At 59.4% G+C, this 14835-nt stretch carries 12 protein-coding genes and 7 pseudogenes; 10 read left to right on the top strand and 9 right to left on the bottom strand.

Going from position 1 to position 14835, the window contains the following annotated elements; all coding sequences use genetic code 11:
* Nucleotides 1–199: pseudogene (locus HCN58_RS34815) on the bottom strand (IS256 family transposase); the annotation flags it as partial.
* An 800-nt stretch (nucleotides 200–999) separates the two neighbouring features.
* Here HCN58_RS34815 and HCN58_RS36580 point away from each other — a divergent pair.
* The 7 genes from HCN58_RS36580 (at nucleotide 1000) to HCN58_RS34790 (ending at nucleotide 7466) form a co-directional block, all read left to right on the top strand.
* Nucleotides 1000–1812: a hypothetical protein gene (locus HCN58_RS36580; protein WP_235984164.1), complete on the top strand. Its 813-nt coding sequence runs from the start codon at nucleotides 1000–1002 to the stop codon at nucleotides 1810–1812.
* Nucleotides 1813–2068: 256 nt separating this feature from the next.
* A complete protein-coding gene (locus tag HCN58_RS36575) occupies nucleotides 2069–2395 on the top strand; it encodes a hypothetical protein (RefSeq protein ID WP_235984163.1) in 327 nt (108 codons plus the stop codon).
* Nucleotides 2396–2791: 396 nt separating this feature from the next.
* On the top strand, nucleotides 2792–2986 hold the full coding sequence (locus tag HCN58_RS36570) for a hypothetical protein (RefSeq protein WP_235984162.1): 195 nt from the start codon (nucleotides 2792–2794) through the stop codon (nucleotides 2984–2986).
* A gap of 306 nt (nucleotides 2987–3292) precedes the next feature.
* Entirely contained in the window at nucleotides 3293–3991 is a 699-nt protein-coding gene (locus HCN58_RS34805; protein ID WP_283814695.1) for a transposase, read from the top strand.
* A gap of 886 nt (nucleotides 3992–4877) precedes the next feature.
* Nucleotides 4878–5501 (top strand): AMP-binding protein, encoded by a 624-nt coding sequence (locus tag HCN58_RS34800; protein WP_171583805.1) that lies wholly within the window; start codon nucleotides 4878–4880, stop codon nucleotides 5499–5501.
* Between the two features lie 176 nt (nucleotides 5502–5677).
* Entirely contained in the window at nucleotides 5678–6361 is a 684-nt protein-coding gene (locus HCN58_RS34795) for an AMP-binding protein (RefSeq protein WP_210266297.1), read from the top strand.
* Complete coding sequence (locus tag HCN58_RS34790; protein WP_311966943.1) at nucleotides 6297–7466, top strand: acyltransferase family protein; 1170 nt, start codon at nucleotides 6297–6299, stop codon at nucleotides 7464–7466. Before HCN58_RS34795 ends, HCN58_RS34790 begins: the two co-directional genes overlap by 65 nt.
* Before the next feature lie 502 nt (nucleotides 7467–7968).
* Here HCN58_RS34790 and HCN58_RS34785 read toward each other — a convergent pair.
* Nucleotides 7969–8148 (bottom strand): annotated as a pseudogene (locus HCN58_RS34785) (electron transfer flavoprotein subunit alpha/FixB family protein); the annotation flags it as partial.
* A gap of 243 nt (nucleotides 8149–8391) precedes the next feature.
* Here HCN58_RS34785 and HCN58_RS37730 point away from each other — a divergent pair.
* Entirely contained in the window at nucleotides 8392–8667 is a 276-nt protein-coding gene (locus tag HCN58_RS37730) for a hypothetical protein (protein WP_210266294.1), read from the top strand.
* On the opposite strand, the gene HCN58_RS37725 is transcribed toward HCN58_RS37730, so the two are convergent.
* The 4 genes and pseudogenes from HCN58_RS37725 to ltrA form a co-directional block, all read right to left on the bottom strand.
* Complete coding sequence (locus HCN58_RS37725; RefSeq protein ID WP_376701261.1) at nucleotides 8655–8804, bottom strand: transposase domain-containing protein; 150 nt, start codon at nucleotides 8802–8804, stop codon at nucleotides 8655–8657. The two genes, HCN58_RS37730 and HCN58_RS37725, sit on opposite strands and share 13 nt — an antisense overlap.
* Nucleotides 8805–8891: 87 nt before the next feature.
* Nucleotides 8892–9484, bottom strand: a pseudogene (locus HCN58_RS37720) (IS66 family transposase); the annotation flags it as partial.
* A 287-nt stretch (nucleotides 9485–9771) separates the two neighbouring features.
* Entirely contained in the window at nucleotides 9772–10137 is a 366-nt protein-coding gene (locus HCN58_RS37855) for a group II intron maturase-specific domain-containing protein (RefSeq protein WP_311966945.1), read from the bottom strand.
* Nucleotides 10064–10867, bottom strand: a pseudogene (ltrA, locus tag HCN58_RS34770) (group II intron reverse transcriptase/maturase); the annotation flags it as partial. The gene HCN58_RS37855 and the pseudogene ltrA, both read right to left, overlap by 74 nt.
* Before the next feature lie 711 nt (nucleotides 10868–11578).
* On the opposite strand from ltrA, the gene HCN58_RS34765 reads away from it, so the two are divergent.
* Both HCN58_RS34765 and HCN58_RS34760 read left to right on the top strand, forming a co-directional pair.
* The gene (locus HCN58_RS34765; protein WP_171583803.1) at nucleotides 11579–11881 is read left to right on the top strand and encodes a hypothetical protein; all 303 of its coding nucleotides are present in this window, start codon (nucleotides 11579–11581) and stop codon (nucleotides 11879–11881) included.
* Complete coding sequence (locus HCN58_RS34760) at nucleotides 11845–12153, top strand: hypothetical protein (protein WP_171583802.1); 309 nt, start codon at nucleotides 11845–11847, stop codon at nucleotides 12151–12153. Before HCN58_RS34765 ends, HCN58_RS34760 begins: the two co-directional genes overlap by 37 nt.
* Before the next feature lie 525 nt (nucleotides 12154–12678).
* Here the strand turns inward: HCN58_RS34760 and HCN58_RS34755 are convergent.
* The 3 pseudogenes from HCN58_RS34755 to HCN58_RS34745 all read right to left on the bottom strand — a co-directional run.
* Nucleotides 12679–13257, bottom strand: a pseudogene (locus tag HCN58_RS34755) (ATP-binding protein); the annotation flags it as partial.
* Between the two features lie 12 nt (nucleotides 13258–13269).
* A pseudogene (gene istA, locus HCN58_RS34750) lies at nucleotides 13270–14412 on the bottom strand (IS21 family transposase); the annotation flags it as partial.
* Between the two features lie 69 nt (nucleotides 14413–14481).
* Nucleotides 14482–14835 (bottom strand): annotated as a pseudogene (locus HCN58_RS34745) (transposase); the annotation flags it as partial.

Below are 14835 nucleotides of genomic sequence, written 5' to 3'. Positions count from 1 at the left end.
CGCTCGGCGACTTCGCGCGCCGCGCGTAGCGCGAGCGGGCGAGCACCTCGTCGAGCTCGGCTTCCAGCATGGCCTGGAGAAAGTCGCGAGCGCGATCCCGAAGGTCGGCTTCAATCGGATCGAACCAGTTGTCGAAAAGCTGCCTCGTCGTCTCGATTTCGGACTGCGGCAGGCAAGGCGTCGTGATATGGCTTGTCATGGCGTGATCTCCACCGGCGCTCAAACGCCGGAATCGCTTGTTGGTCCAAGCTGGAGATTACGCCGCCCTCATTTTCCAACCACTCCCGCTACGGCACCCATCACATTCTCCTAACCAGATAAGGAGAGAGGCATTAGACTGCTTTGGTCCTGCGCACGAACTCAATTCGACCTCGATCCTCTCGCCGACGACCGATGCGCCTTATTCTGTCATAGACGATCACCGGACAATTATCCAGGTGCAGGTCGGAGCATCGCACCAACTCAATCGGCTCCGTTTTACGGTCAAGGGGACCGGTGCTCAAGACAAAGCTACATCCAGTCGCGGAGCATTCCTGACTAATCATGAGACCACCCGCATGTGCTGCAAACGCGGAAGCCATATGTTCATCATACAGGTGTTCCGAAAATCCCAATCGACCGTTAACCGGGGCGTTATCCGCTGCTGCGTTGCATTCCATTCGATCTGCGCATGTATGCGCCGAACGCATGCGAAGCTCGCTAAGCTCTGTCCGCCTGCTTGATTCAACTAAACCCACTCGCGATGTCGTCTGGCTGCTCCACAATCGGAGAGGCAAAAACGTGATTGAACGGCGTAAGCGCGTACTAGTGCTTTCAATTACCACATTTGACATCGGATTTTAACGACGCACCCACGGGCGAACTCTTGAATCGGCAGAATCTGTTGTGATTCGTTGTTGAACACCTGATTCGGAAGCGTGGGGTGCTCGATGGGCTTGGTTTCGAAGGAACGCGCGAAGGCGCGTGCTCAGCGATTAATGACTGGTATCGAGACGTGGGTTGATCGGGAAGCTGCGGGATGCGAGTTTAAGGCAGCGGCTTGTCCGCCAGTTCTGCAAATTGCTCGCACAAATCGGGAGCGACATGGGTCAAAGCATCCCGCTGGCGTTTGTCAGGACTGGGCCAATACGAAGGCCGCCTATCGCTCTTCTCAGCGAACGGGTCAACGAGGCGGATATTCTTTGCGGTCATTTCGAGGCGACGCGCGGGCGCGTAGCGGCGATGGAAGAATCCGATGCTCGTCCTCCTCACACCACGGAATTCAGCTTCAAGCGCGAGAGGCCGGATCTGATTGGCTTTACGGGTAAGACAGCAGGGCGCACGCAATGCGGCATCCTGATGCATTCGAGCCTCGCCGTGACGACCGAGGGGCTTCCGCTCGGACTGGTGGCAATCAAGTTCTGGACGGGGGGCGACGACGCTGAAGCGCAAGATCAATCCGGCAGGGATTCCGATCGAGCAGAAGGAGAGCATCCGCTGGCTGGAGAATTTACGGCAATCGTACCGACCTTCCCGCTGCCCCTGGACGATTCGTTCATTTTGGATCGCGAGAGCGACATCTATGAGCTGTTTTGCCTGGCCGAGGAGATTGGAACGCATTCCTGCTGCGAACCTGTGTTGATCGGCTTGCCGGGGACGGCAATCATACGATTGCCGACGAAATGGACGAGGTTACGGTCGAAGGCCTACATCGGATCGGGGTCAAGGACGAGAAAGGCGATCCGGATGAAGCGCTTGTCGAAATTCGTTTCCGCAAGCTTCGAATTCTGCCGCCGATCGACAAGCAGAAGAAATATCCCGCACTCACTCTGAGACCGTGATCCATGCTGAAGAGCGGGAAAGGCCGAAGCGGCGAAAGAAGATCGAGTGGAAGCTCCTCACCGATCTCCCGGTCTAATCGCGCAAGAACGCCGTCGAGAAGATCGAATGGTACGCATTGAGGTGGAAGATCGAAGTCTTCCATAAGATCCTCAAATCGGGCAAGGCCGACGAGTCGAAATTGCGAACTGCCGAGCGTCTGCTCAGTCTGATCGCGGTTTTCTGAATTGTGAGTTGGCGCGTCTTCTGGATGACGATGCTCAATCGCTTCTCGCCGAGTGCCCTACCGCAGACGGCGCTGAAAAATCCCGAAATCAGGCTTCTCGATCATTTGGTGAAAGACAGGGGTGGCGATCGATCTCGACGAGGCACGCTCTCGCACCATATCGTCAAGGTCGCGCGGCTCGGAGGATACTTGGCCCGAGCCGCCGATCCGCCTCCAGGAAATACCGTGATCTGGCGAGGACTATCGCGGCTGACCGACATCGATTTGGTGTATGGCTATGCAGTTTCCTTGCTGCAAGAACGATCTCCGGGGGCAAACTCATTCCATTGTTCGCGTCATCAAGAAATATGAGGTTCCGTGCCGCCAATTGCATTCTCAGCTGGCGGTGGTCCGCGGAGATCGCCTGATAGGGCTTGTGTGCGGCGACTTCTGGCCATGCCATCATTTGGCGCTCTTCGCTTTTGGCGCCTATCTCTCACCTGCATTTTCCACACCTGGTGGATCTCGTGCCTCGCCTCCGCGAAGCTAGGGGGGATGATCCTAATCGACGCGATGCGATCGTCAGTGATTAGCATACGCCTAGTCTCTCGGCTGCGCGAACGGCAAGAGCTGTACGAGTTGAGAAGAGTGGAAGGGACTTCGAGCGTGGTGCCGTTGCGGAATTGGTTGGAATTGAAGGTCGTGTAGTCTCCGAGGTGACCAACCTCGCATCATCCGGCGTTGGAGCGCCGGATCGAGGATCACGCCATGACCAGCATTATCACGAAGCCGCATTCCCGGCAGTGTATCGGAGAAACGGCTCCCCAGCTTTTTGACTATTGGTTCGATCCGATCGAAGCTGCGGTGCGGGGACGAGCGCGGGAATTCATTGAGGAATTGATCCGCAGCGAGCTCGCTATAGCCCTCGCGCGCGTACGAACGCAGCAAGAAGACCGACGGTGAGGGAACGCCGACATTAGAGGTCATCGGCACGGCAGCCGGCCGCGGTCGCTGACCGGCAGCTTCGGGCCGATTGATCGCGGTCGCGCGCGCCTCAACACGGCGACGGCAAGACCACCGAGTGGAAGAGCCAATCGCTGCGGGCCTACCAGCGCCGCACGCTGGCCGCCGACGCGCTGATCGCGCACCTGGCCGGCACCAACACGCGCCGTGTGCGCTGCGCGCTCAGCGCCGTGTTCGCCGGCGCCGTCGGCAAGGACACGGTGAGCAGTGTGTGGCGCAAGGTCAAGAGCGACTGGGACGCGTGGAATGCCCGCTCGGTGGCCGACGAGCCGATTCCTCGACGGCACCGTGGTCCGGGTGCGGCTCGACCGCAAGACGACCTCGCTCTCGCTGCTGGTCGTCGTTGACGTGCGCGCGGACGGTCAGAAAGTATTGCTCGCGATCAAGAGTATGAGCGGCGAGAGCACCGAAGCCTGGCGTGCCGTGCTCGACGATCTCATGCGGCGTGGGCCGCGGCGGCCCGAGTTCCGCATCGTCGATGGCGCCCCAGTGTTTGAGGCTGCGATCGCCGCCGTGTGGGATGGCGTGCCGGTCCAGCGCTGCACCGTCTACAAGCACCGCAACCTATTGGCGCATGCGGCTGAGCGCCTGCATCAGGAGATCACCGCCGACCAAAACGGCCGCGGCGACGCGCGAGGAGATCGAGGTGCGGCGCAAGGCCTTCATTCGCAAATCGCGGCTCAAGCATCGTGCGGTGGCCGACAGCCTGCAGGAAGTCGGCGACCGGCTCTTCACCTTCACGCGACTGCCGCTCAGTCAGTGGAAGAGCGCACGACCGCGAACGCCATCGAGCGACTGCACGAGGAGTTCAAGCGACGAATGAAGACGCAGACGGTGTTGCCATCAGTGGACATCGCGGCCATGTTGTTCTGGGCTTTGCTCGCTTCCGACCAGATCAACATGCGCAAGGTCGCTCGCCCTCAAAGCCCATCGATCAGCCAATGACCTCGCCGCGTAATCAGCTAGCGTCACAATGTTGAGATTACGCCAATCCGGATTCCAACCACATCCCGGACGGCACCTCGAGCGTTATCGTCTAAGCCTCAGTCTGGATCTGATGCAAGGTCAACTGCCCCTTGCAAATTGAGGTGCAGCGTCTCGAAATCATTCCTTTCGCCGGGTGAAAGTGGTCGCGATCGTGGCGGGAAGCTTCCGACTTCCTTTCGCGAGCGGCGGTCCCCTTAGCTCATATCCGGTTGGTGAAGGAGGGATGCTCGATAGTGGTTATCCGCTCGGTCAGGTTTGCTGGGGACATACATCGTCCGCCGCGAGCCACCGTTCCCATCTACCCTGCTATCGCTCTGCCGGCTTTGGATGCGGCGTACGCCAACCGATACGAATTTACCCACCAGAGTGGGTAGTGCATCGAATTTTGGTAATGATGTACGAACAGCTATCAAAAGCCGCGTGGGCGATGACGCAACGCATCAGGATAGGACAAAGTGAAGCGATAGCAACCGTACTTGGTTCCTTGCACGTCTGACGGCTCGGTCAAACACAGGACGAACACCTTTACCAAAATACGATGAAGCTCTCAGTAGGATTGTCTCGATCACGGGCCTTGCCGGAGCACGATCTGCTCACCGTATTATCCCGCGCCTGCGCCGTTTCATATCGATGCGAGTGGGCCGTTGCACGTCGATAGTGGCTCGACTGGCAGGGCGAGTGCTCAGGATCCGCCGCCGCCTGGTGATCGGCAAGCTCAGTGGACTTTCCAATGGAAAAGTTGCCTCGTTTGCAGACCTCTATTTTCTCCCCGAACTAAAGGTTTCCAATGACGCCCACTACACAATCGACGCAAAATCAGCTGAGAGACCGTGTCGCAGATGCATTGCGCAAGATCGAGCCACTGGAATCCGCGTATGAGACGGTCACAATCGGACAGCTGGTTTCAATTCGGGCGCGAACGCACGGCTCGACAACGGCAGTCGACGTCTTCGAGCGCGGGGAACGCGCGACGTACTCGGAGATGGACCGATTATCTAACAAGTATGCGTGTGCGCTGCGTGCACTCGGCGTACGCAAGCAGGATCGCATAGGAGTGATGCTGCCCAACCGCATCGAATTCCCTATCCTGTGGTTCGCCATAAGTGCGGTGATGGTCCCCATCAACATGCGCTATACGCCTAGGGAGATCGAATATATTCTCAGTGATACACAGGCTAATTTCGCTGTTGTGGACGGAGCCGCATTGTCCGTATTCTCGGCGATGCAGCCTTGGCTGCAAGACCTCGCCAAGGAGCGAGTAATTCTCGTTGGAGAGCCGTCCCACGGGATAACTACTACGCTCGGCGGATTACTCAGGGGCAGCGACGAGTCTTCGGTGGAGGAGAATATCCGTCCCGACGACCTTTTGAACATTCAATATACCTCGGGGACAACGGGCCTTCCGAAGGGCTGTATGTTGACGCACGACTATTGGGGTGTGAGCTCGTATGAAGGCTTGCTGGGATGAGCAGCCGTGTCAGAGCTATCTCTCCGCGCAGCCCTTTTTCTATGGCGATCCGCAGCAACATCTTATGAGGTCCTATCAACAGGGCGGCACGCTCTACTTGGCTCCGCAACTCGGCTCGACGCGCTTTATCGGTTGGATAAAAGAGACATCGCATTGAGTGGTGCCAGTTTCCCGAGGTGATAGGCCGCAAGGCCCAGGCCGATGACGATGATAGGGCGACATGGCTGAAGCAGACCCTGAATTGGGGCTGGAGTCCCGATTCTATTCGCCAATTCAGACGTAGATTTCGGGTGCGAACCCAGGATGCATACGGCATGACTGAAATCGGTTTCGGCACACTTATGACGAACCAGTTCGACGACCTGGCCGAGTCGGGTTCGGTAGGGATTCGCGCCCCTTTTCGGAAGTTGCGGCTGATGAATGAGGATGGCAGCCCCACGCCGGTCGGTGATGTCGGCGAACTGTGGGTGAGCGGGCGCGGGATCCTAACGGGCTACTGGAACAAGCCGAATGCGAACGCCGCGTTGTTTGAAGGCGACTGGTTCAAGGATGGCGAGGGTGGCAAGATCGTCGCGACGGATTCTTCGACCTTTGCGCGAGCCGAGGGCGGCCTTGGCGGACCATCGGCGGGAATGTCCGAGCCGCACGAAGTGCCCACCACGAGCGCCGGACAGGTCAACCTACATGCCAATGCGGACCAAACAGGCACTGATCTATTGTCTACCTGGCGATCGAAATCCGCTGCGCAGCGATCCGGAATTCGGCGTCACGCCGGCTTTCGCCTTCCCATTCTCAATGCATGCGCGCGACGTGGATCGGCTAGTTATGAACAGATTTTTACTTTTTTCCTGGGGCGATAGGACGATCTCGGATCAATTGATCCGAACGGAGAATCGGCCATCCGGCTTTGATTATCTTCGGCTTTTTCTGTCGATCAGCGTCATCTGGGTCCATAGCATATCAATATGCTACGGCTTGGATGTAGCTTTGGAGATGTGGCGTGGTCCGCTACATCCAATGGTGAGATTTATCGTTCCAAGCTTCTTTGCCCTGAGTGGATTCCTGGTCGCAGGAAGTCTGGAACGTAACACCATCCTAGCGTTTCTGACCCTGAGGTTTCTTCGAATTTTTCCAGCCCTTTGCGTTGAGGTGCTAATTTCCGCCCTGTTGTTGGGCCCGCTCTTAACGTCGCTGTCTCTAAGCGACTATTTCTCCCATCCAGAATTCTGGCGCTACCTCGGCAATATAGTAGGCTGGGTGCACCTTTATCTTCCCGGCGTTTTCGAGAACCGACCTCCTCCGCACTATGTGAACGGATCAATTTGGACTGTTCCCTTTGAATTGGAATGCTATGCTGCAATTGCAGCTTTGGGGATAGCTGGGCTCTCCAAGAGACCGATCCTTTTCACGAGCGTAGCCTTCATTGCGATGCTCGTTTTTTCTGCAAAGGGAGGCACCTTCGCTGTTATTTCTCGTGTCGGCGGAGAGCTAATCATTGTTTCCCTTGGCCGCGGAGAGCTAATCCTCCCGTTTATGTTTGGAGTTGCAATCTATCTCGTCCGGAACTTGCTACCTTTCTCGCTTCTGCTGTTCGTTCTGAGCCTCACACTGTCTTACGTGCTCGTCTACTTCAGACCGACGTCTTACCTTGCGGCACCGTTCGTTGCCTACTCGACAGCGTACATGGGGCTACTGAATCCAAGGCGAACGCTTCTGGTGCGCGGCGCCGAGTATTCATACGGCATCTATCTCTACGGCTACCCTTTCCAACAGGCAGCCTTTCAACTGCTTCCAGGCGGCACCTTCTGGCTTTTGAACATCGTCTATGGCGTTCTCTCGTCGGGTGCAGCCGCGTATCTCTCCTGGATTTTTGTCGAAAAAAGGGTTTTGGATTGGCGCTCGGCCGCACTATTGCGAGTCGCAAACTTCATAGAGTGGCTTTCCTTGCTTTTCAGGCGTTTGTGAATGCCCTTGGTTGGTCGTCCGTTGAGGAGCCAAGGGGGCGGCTAGTAGGCGCGACAATAGGACCAGCAGAAGGCTCAGCCACTCAGGACGAGGCGGAGATTGTGGCCGACGCCGGCCGCAGATGTGGAGGATGTCGTCACCAGGTTGTCCTCGTTACTCCTGCATTAGTGCATACAATGAACTGGAATGATTTCGGAGCGCCATCGCGCCCTTGTGACGTGGCAAGCGGTCTCGTCTGGTGCAAGCATCGTCTATTGCCTGCACCCGTTGTGCTTTGGTCGGCGCGAGTCCTCACTGCAATGTCTCCTGCGACTTGTGTCCAGTAATGTTGGTCAACAACTCCATCATTTGCATAGTGCTTCCTGTCGCAGAATTCCCGCGCCTGATAATGCTCCATCCAACAATCGCTGCGAGGTCACGTGTGCAAGAGGCAAGTGAGGACCTCGCCCGCGGATAGGCGATCGCACGTTGGTGCGCTTGATTAGGTTTCGGCTGCTTCAAATCAGCAATTGTCTGCGACATCGGTGAAGAGGTCGCCGAAACTGTCATAATCGGCGACTTCAAAAATCGGGGCATCTTCGTCATTATCGATGGCGACGACAGCCATTGAGTCCTTCATCCCGGCCAGATCCTGGATGGCTCCTGAGCTGTCGACGGGGTTATAGAGATCCGGCGCAAGGATGTGAACGACCGCAGCCCCTGCTTTCGCGTCGTCCAGAGCCCGCATCGGCAATTTGCGACTGCGTTATGGGAATCTCTGGATGCTTCGCAACAACGGCAGCATTCCCGCCGGTCACTGCACACGTGATGATGGCTTTCTGTGACATTAGGAACTCTTGTGATGATAGGAGAGACCAGCCCTTCGGGGTTGGACGAGTAGTATTCGACTGGCATGCGGTCACAGCGGCGGCGAAGGCACAGCAGAGTGTTTTCACCGCCGCGCCGGTGGGGCCACCCTGGCGACGCAAGTCACGATCACGGTTCGGCAAAAACGCCGATCGTCACTGGGATCGATACCGAGGTCGGTGAACGCCATGATGTCGTCGTCACCGACACCGAAGACCCAGATGAGGCAATCCTCTGGATCCATCCCGTTCGCCACGTCACAGAGCCAGTCCTCGTCTTCGCCAAGGTCCTTTGCGACGCGACCGATTGTGAAGACGGAATGACCTTTATTGACGTGCATGATTACGCCGCCTGAGTAGAGGCTACCGACGCGGAAGGCGTCCAGTTCCATGGTAACAACTCGTGCAGCCGGCTTTGCGGCATGTCGGCGATGCGCGCGAATAAGTCGGCGAGCCAGGCTTTCGGGTCGATGTTGTTGAGACGCGCCGTCATGATGAGCGTTGCCATTATCGCGGCCCGCTCGGCACCGCGATCCGAGCCGGCGAACAACCATGCCTTTCCAAGAGCAAAACCGCGCAGCGCTCGCTCAGCGGCATTGTTGGTCAGACAAATCCTTCCATCATGGGCAAAGCGGGCAAAGCCATCCCACCGATTGAGCAGGTAGTTAATCGGCTTGATGACGTTGGACGAACGCGAGAGGCCGGGCATATTCCGCCCGCAGCCGAGCCTCAAAATCGTCAGCAGCGCCGGGCTTCTCACCTGGCGGACCCGCAGCCGCTCCTCGGCGCTCAGCCCATAGATCTCGCGCTCGATCTCGAACAGCTGGTCAATCCGACGGACCGCTTCCAGCGCCAGGGGCGAGATCGCCGTCGCCGACCGTCTACGGCGCGCGTTCTGGGCGATATCGGCCAGTTCGAAGAACGCCCTCCGGCTGTGTGCCAGCAGAAGGCAGGCGTGGCCGGCGACGCCTTGCGCCTGGGATCGAAGAGAGCATTGAACCCGCTATAGGCGTCGGCCTGGAGGTTCCCGGCGAAGTTCTGAAGATGCCGCGCCGGATGTTCGCCGCGCCGATCGCGCGAGGCGTAAAACAGCGCCGCTGCCGGACCTTGCCCGCCAAATGGCCGATCGTCACGGACATACGTCCAAATCCGGCCGGTGTCTGTCTTAACCATTTGCCAGGATCGGGATCTTGGTGTCGTCACCGTGAAGCCTCTCGGCGGAGAGCACATACGCTTCGATCAGGTCAAAGATCCACCTGACCGCATAGCTCCGGCGCCGATCTGGTCCGCCAATGTCGAGACCGACCGTACGTGAGCCTCTCCACTCATACGGCTCCCAGCATTCAGCCGTTGCCATGCACCAGCGGCCAATGGGCGAACAGTCCCGGCGATGATCGGGTTACCCGCGCCAGCCAGTTTCTCGCGCCCCTCGGCCGTTGCCGGAAGCGCTTAAACTTTCGCTAGACCCATCGGAGCAAGTGGGCGTCTATGCGCAAAAGAGTCGAATAGAGCGCCGATTTGTAGAAGTGGCTGTAGCAGTTGATCCAGCCGCGGATGTACAGGTTGAACATTCGGGCCAAGTCGTTCAGCGCCTTGTCGCTCCGGGTCAGGAGGGACCATCCCCGAATTGCCTGACGGATCGCCTTTAACGCCTTCCGACTGGCTGCCGGGAGAAACGAAAGCGCGTACAGCCCACCCGCGATTCGCCAGCCGCGGCCGAAATGTATAGCCGAGGAAGTCGAATCGAATCGTGGGATAGTTGCCCTTGCGGTTGGCGTCCTTGCAGTAGACCACTTTGGTCTTATCTGGATGGAGCTCCAATCCACATTCGGCAAACCGCCGTTGCAGCGTTGCGCGAAGCGCCACGGCTTGGCGTTCGCTCCGGCAATGGCAGATGATATCGTCGGCGTATCGCTCGAACGGCACGCCGGGAAATCCCCACTCCAGCCAGATGTCGAACACGTAGTGCAGGAACAGATTCGTCAACAGGGGCGAGATGACCCGTCCCTGCGGCGTTCCTCGCTCCCGCTCGACAAGGGCCTTCAGCCAGTGTTCGATATAGAGCTGTACCCAGGCGCATTTTGTGTGCTTGCGCACGGCCCGAAGCAACAGCTCGTGGTCAATGCTGTTGAAAAACCCTTTGATGTCGATGTCTAGGACCCAATCATATCGCCAGCATCGCTGGCGAGCCGTGCGGATCGCATCTATCGCTGATCGGTTGCGCCGATACCAGTAGGAATCCGGATGAAATGCAGGCTCCACCGGCGATTCCAAATATCGACGAACGACTTCCTGCGCGATGCGGTCGGCAACCGTGGGAATACCCAACGGCCGCGTCCCGCCATTCGCCTTAGGAATGTCCACCCGACGCACCGGCGGCATGTAGCCGCTCGACGACAGTCGATTCCAGAGTTTGTAGAGATTGTCGGCGAGCCGGTTCTCGAAGTCCTGGATCGATTGTCCATCTACTCCAGCCGCTGCCTGGTTGGCCTTCACATGCTCGAAAGCTTCCCAGACCTCCCGCTTGGGGATGTCGAACGGCTTCGCCTTGGTCATACGGCTCCTCCCATCACCGGTTGGCCGCCTGCCAAGGCTGAACACCGTAGCCCCTTCGGTCCACCCCCATTACAGGGCCTTCATCCCTACTACGAGCTGCTCTGTCCCTGTGCCCCGCCTCGGTACTCAGGACGTCGCAGGGTTTCCCCGCTCGGCATCTCCCTTCTCATCGGGACGAGAGGTTCTCGCGTTCCATGCAAGAGCCTGATCCAGGATCATGCCGCCTAAAGGCCGGATGCCACGCGGGCCGGGCTTCAGGTCTCCGCCCACGCTTATCCCGGAGTCAACACCACCCTCGGTTCTGACATCGACGATACGGTTTCGACGGGTCATTGACGGTTGGCTTTCACTCGTCTTCCTGGACCTCACGCCTTTTCCCGTGACGCTCACCACCATCGCTCTTTACGACAGCAGCTCACGGTGGAGCGAGACAGAACTCCATCAAATTCGTATGCGCTTACATCAGGGGAGCGGCAGAAAGCGGCACGCGGCGAACTGCGCTTGCCGCTTCCTGCGGGGCTCGCTTATGACCGAGTGGGCACCATCATCCTCAATCGCGACGAGGAAGTGTAGGCGCGTTTGTATCTCGTCTTCGCCAAATTCCGAGAGCTGCAAAGCGGAAGGCGACGTGATGCGCTACCCCATGTCTACGGCCGCCGCCAGAAGGATCCGAGCCGATGCCGGCCTGGATCGCTGACGGGAACGGTCAAGGTGGCGATCGAGGACTGGGCGGTTTGCCTCCACGCCGCTCACCCTGGTTACATCGGCTGGGAGGAGTTCATGGCCAACCAGCGGCGAATGGCAAGCAACATCAACTCGTACGAGACGGGGCGCGCCGGCGTGCCGCGCAAGGGCTCGGCGCTGCTGCAGGGCATCGGCCGGTGTGGACGTCGCATGAGCTTGCGCTACACTGGGCCGAATGGTGACTATCCTGTGTATTGCTGGAGATCCGATCGGGACCAGGAAGGCAGTGCGCTGTGTCAGAAATCCGAGCTTTGCCGGTCGACACGCTGATCGAGGGCGTCCCCCTCGAGCCCCTAGCGCCGGATCAGATCGCGATTGCGCTTGCTGCAGTTGGGCAGCTTGAGGAAGAGAGCCGCCAGCTCGAACGACGATGGACATTGCGACGCGAGCGCGCTCGCTACGAGGCCGAGCGGGCGCGTCGCCAATATGACGCTGTCGAGCCTGAGAATCGTCTCGTTGCGCGCTCGCTCGAGCGCACCTGGGAAGAGAAGCTACGCGCTATAGAAACTGTCGAGCAGGAAAATGCGCTGAGTCGCTTGTGATCGGTGTTGCCGAGCGCGCAGCCCTGCAGCGGTTGGGCGAGAACCTACCACGGATTTGGCATGCCCCACCACCTCGGCGGCTGATCGAAAGCGCATCCTGCGTTTTGTCACACGCGAAGTTGTTCTCGACCAGAAACGGGTACAAGGTCAGGTGTGGCTCAAGATCATTTGGCAGACGGCAGCAGCGAGCGAGCATAGCCTGCAGCGGCGCGTTCACACCTACTGCAACTACATTGACGTCCAACGGCTGCGGCAGCGGATCACCGAACTGAACGGGGCCGGTAAAATGGACAAGGAGATCGCCGCAATACTCAATCAGGAAGGCTTTGTCGCAGCCCGAGGCTGCGCCTTCAAAGGTGAGAATGTCTGGCTGTTGCGGACGCGCTGGGGTTTTCCACCGTCAAGATCAACGGCGTCGGCGCGAATCCCATGCGGTGGCCCGACGGCAGCTTCTCAATCCGAGGCGTGGCCGAGGAACTCGGAATTACGCCAGCGCGTGGCCTGCTCACCGGACACAAGCTGACCAAGCTGGCTGGTGACGATGGTGGAACGGCGGCCGTAGCGATCCTCGAGGATCTCCAGGAGATCATGGCGGGCGGCAGCATCGAGCAGCTCGAGCCCCCAAATCGTCAAGGATACGCGGCCAAGCGCGCGCAACAGGCGCTGATGGCGGCCATCGCCGCGCGCCAGAGCAAGTTCCGAGAACAGCCTTGCCCGCGCTGATAGAATACGGAACGGTTGTCGCGACAGGCCTTGTTGCCGAGCGCCGAGGCAAGCCAGCGCTTGCCGACGCCGGCGGGACCGCAGATCAAAAGATTGGCATGCGCATCGACCCAGCTGCCTTCGGCAAGCTGAGCGAACAGCGCGCGGCGTGCGGTAATCGATATCCTCGACGCAGGCCTGCTGGCGCAGTTTGGCGTAGCGCAAGCGTGCGGAGAGACGCTTGTCGCGACGCAGAGAGGTTTCGCGATCGAGCAGCAGCGCCAGCCATTCGGCATGACGGAGGCCATTGGCTTCGCCCGAAGCCTGGATATCGATAAAAGACTTGGCCATGCCATGTAGGCCAAGAGCGTGGAGCCGATCGAGTGTCGGATGGGTCAGCACGTCTGTTCTCCTAATGTAGTAGCGCGGCCCGCGGATGTTGGCGTGGACGATCGCAGTCCCGTCTGCGGGTCTGTGTGCGGCACGACGATCGAGGTTGTTGGCGAGAATCGATTTGACCGAGCCGTGGGTGCGCGCTGATGTCGATCGCACGCGCCGTGGCCGCTTCGAGCCGTTCGCGGCCATAGGATCGGGCGAGCCTGATGATGCCGAGGCAGGCGCGGAAGCCCTGCTCGGGATGCGGCCGCTCGTCGAGGGTCCGATCGCCGCGGCATCCTTACGGATGCGCTCAATGGTCCAGCCGGCGTAACGCCGATGGAACGCTGTGGTAGTGGTCTAAGACGTCGATATGATAGTCGATGCTGACGCGGCGGACGCGCCACTCAGCGAAGACATAAGGGACGGTCCGCAAGGCCTTCAGCGCCGGTTTATCGATCTCCTCGAACAATTGCCGGCGCGTCACGCCGAGCCGGCGGATCGGGCGCTCGTCATTGAGCCTGCGTAACATCTCTGCGATGACTGCGTTGAGCTCGGCGAGGCTGTGGAAGACGCGGTGGACAAGCCACCGATCAGCCAGCGCTCGATCACCAGCACCGCCTGCTCGACCTTGGCCTTGTCGCGCGGACGGCGTGGCCGCGCCGGCAGAATGGCCGTGCCGTAGTGCGCCGCCATCTCGGCGTAGCTGCGGTTGATCTGCGGATCCTAGAAGCACGCCTTGATCACCGCGGTCTTGGCATTGTCGGGTACGACCAAGGCCGGCACGCCGCCGATCGCCTCGAACGCGCCGACATGACCCCTGTCCCATCGGCCAGCCCTTGCGTCCAGGTCGCCTGCGCGTAGATGAACCCCGAGGCGCCCAGCACTGCGACAAAGATCTGCGCGTTGCGAATCTCGCCGGTCAGGCGGTCGACCACCGGCACACGTTGCTCGCATAGTCCGCGAACAGCTTGTCGCCGGCGGCATGCGATTGGCGCATCGTCACCGACAGGCGGCTTTCCAGGCCCTGTAGAGTTCACAGAACCGGCTATACCGGTAGCCATTCGGCTCGCTGGCGATGTATTCCTCCCAGAGGATCGACAGCGTCACATGCTTGCGCTTGAGCTCGCGGTGAATGGTCGCCCAGTCCGGCTCCGCGCGCCGCCGCTGGCTGGTTTGGCTCCGGCGGTGCCGTCCGGAATGTGGTTGAGATTCGTGCTGCACGATCTCCAGCAACTTGACGCTATCTGATTACGCGGCGAGGTCAATTGGCTGATCAATGGGCTTTGAGGCGAGCGTCTGCCAGCCCGTCGACTTTGCGCATGTTGATCTGACCGGAGGCGAGCAGAGCCCAGAACAAGCATCGTTGCCGTGTCGGCCGATGGCAGCACAGCCTGCGTCTTGATCCGCCGCTTAAACTCCTTGTGCAGCCGCTCGATGGCGTTGGCGGTGCGCGCGCTCTTCCACTGGCTCGGCGGCAACCGCGTGAACGTGAAGAGACGGTCGCCGGCTTCTGCAGGCTGTCGGCGACGGCGCGATGCTTGAGCCGCCATTTGCGGATGAAGGCCTTGCGCCGCGCTTCGATCTCCTCGCGGGTCGCCCCAT

This window comes from Bradyrhizobium australiense, assembly GCF_013114825.1.
Classification (GTDB): Bacteria; Pseudomonadota; Alphaproteobacteria; order Rhizobiales; family Xanthobacteraceae; genus Bradyrhizobium; species Bradyrhizobium australiense.
Note: the sequence above shows the minus strand (reverse complement) of the source record. Positions and strands in the feature narration are given on the sequence as shown.

Bases quoted from the DNA above. Each gene is read 5' to 3' on its own strand.
- HCN58_RS36570 (WP_235984162.1), top strand. From the start codon at position 2,792: ATGACCAGCATTATCACGAAGCCGCATTCCCGGCAGTGTATCGGAGAA.
- HCN58_RS34790 (WP_311966943.1), top strand. From the start codon at position 6,297: ATGCATGCGCGCGACGTGGATCGGCTAGTTATGAACAGATTTTTACTT.
- HCN58_RS34805 (WP_283814695.1), top strand. From the start codon at position 3,293: ATGCCCGCTCGGTGGCCGACGAGCCGATTCCTCGACGGCACCGTGGTC.
- HCN58_RS36575 (WP_235984163.1), top strand. From the start codon at position 2,069: ATGACGATGCTCAATCGCTTCTCGCCGAGTGCCCTACCGCAGACGGCG.
- HCN58_RS37725 (WP_376701261.1), bottom strand. From the start codon at position 8,804: ATGACGGCGCGTCTCAACAACATCGACCCGAAAGCCTGGCTCGCCGAC.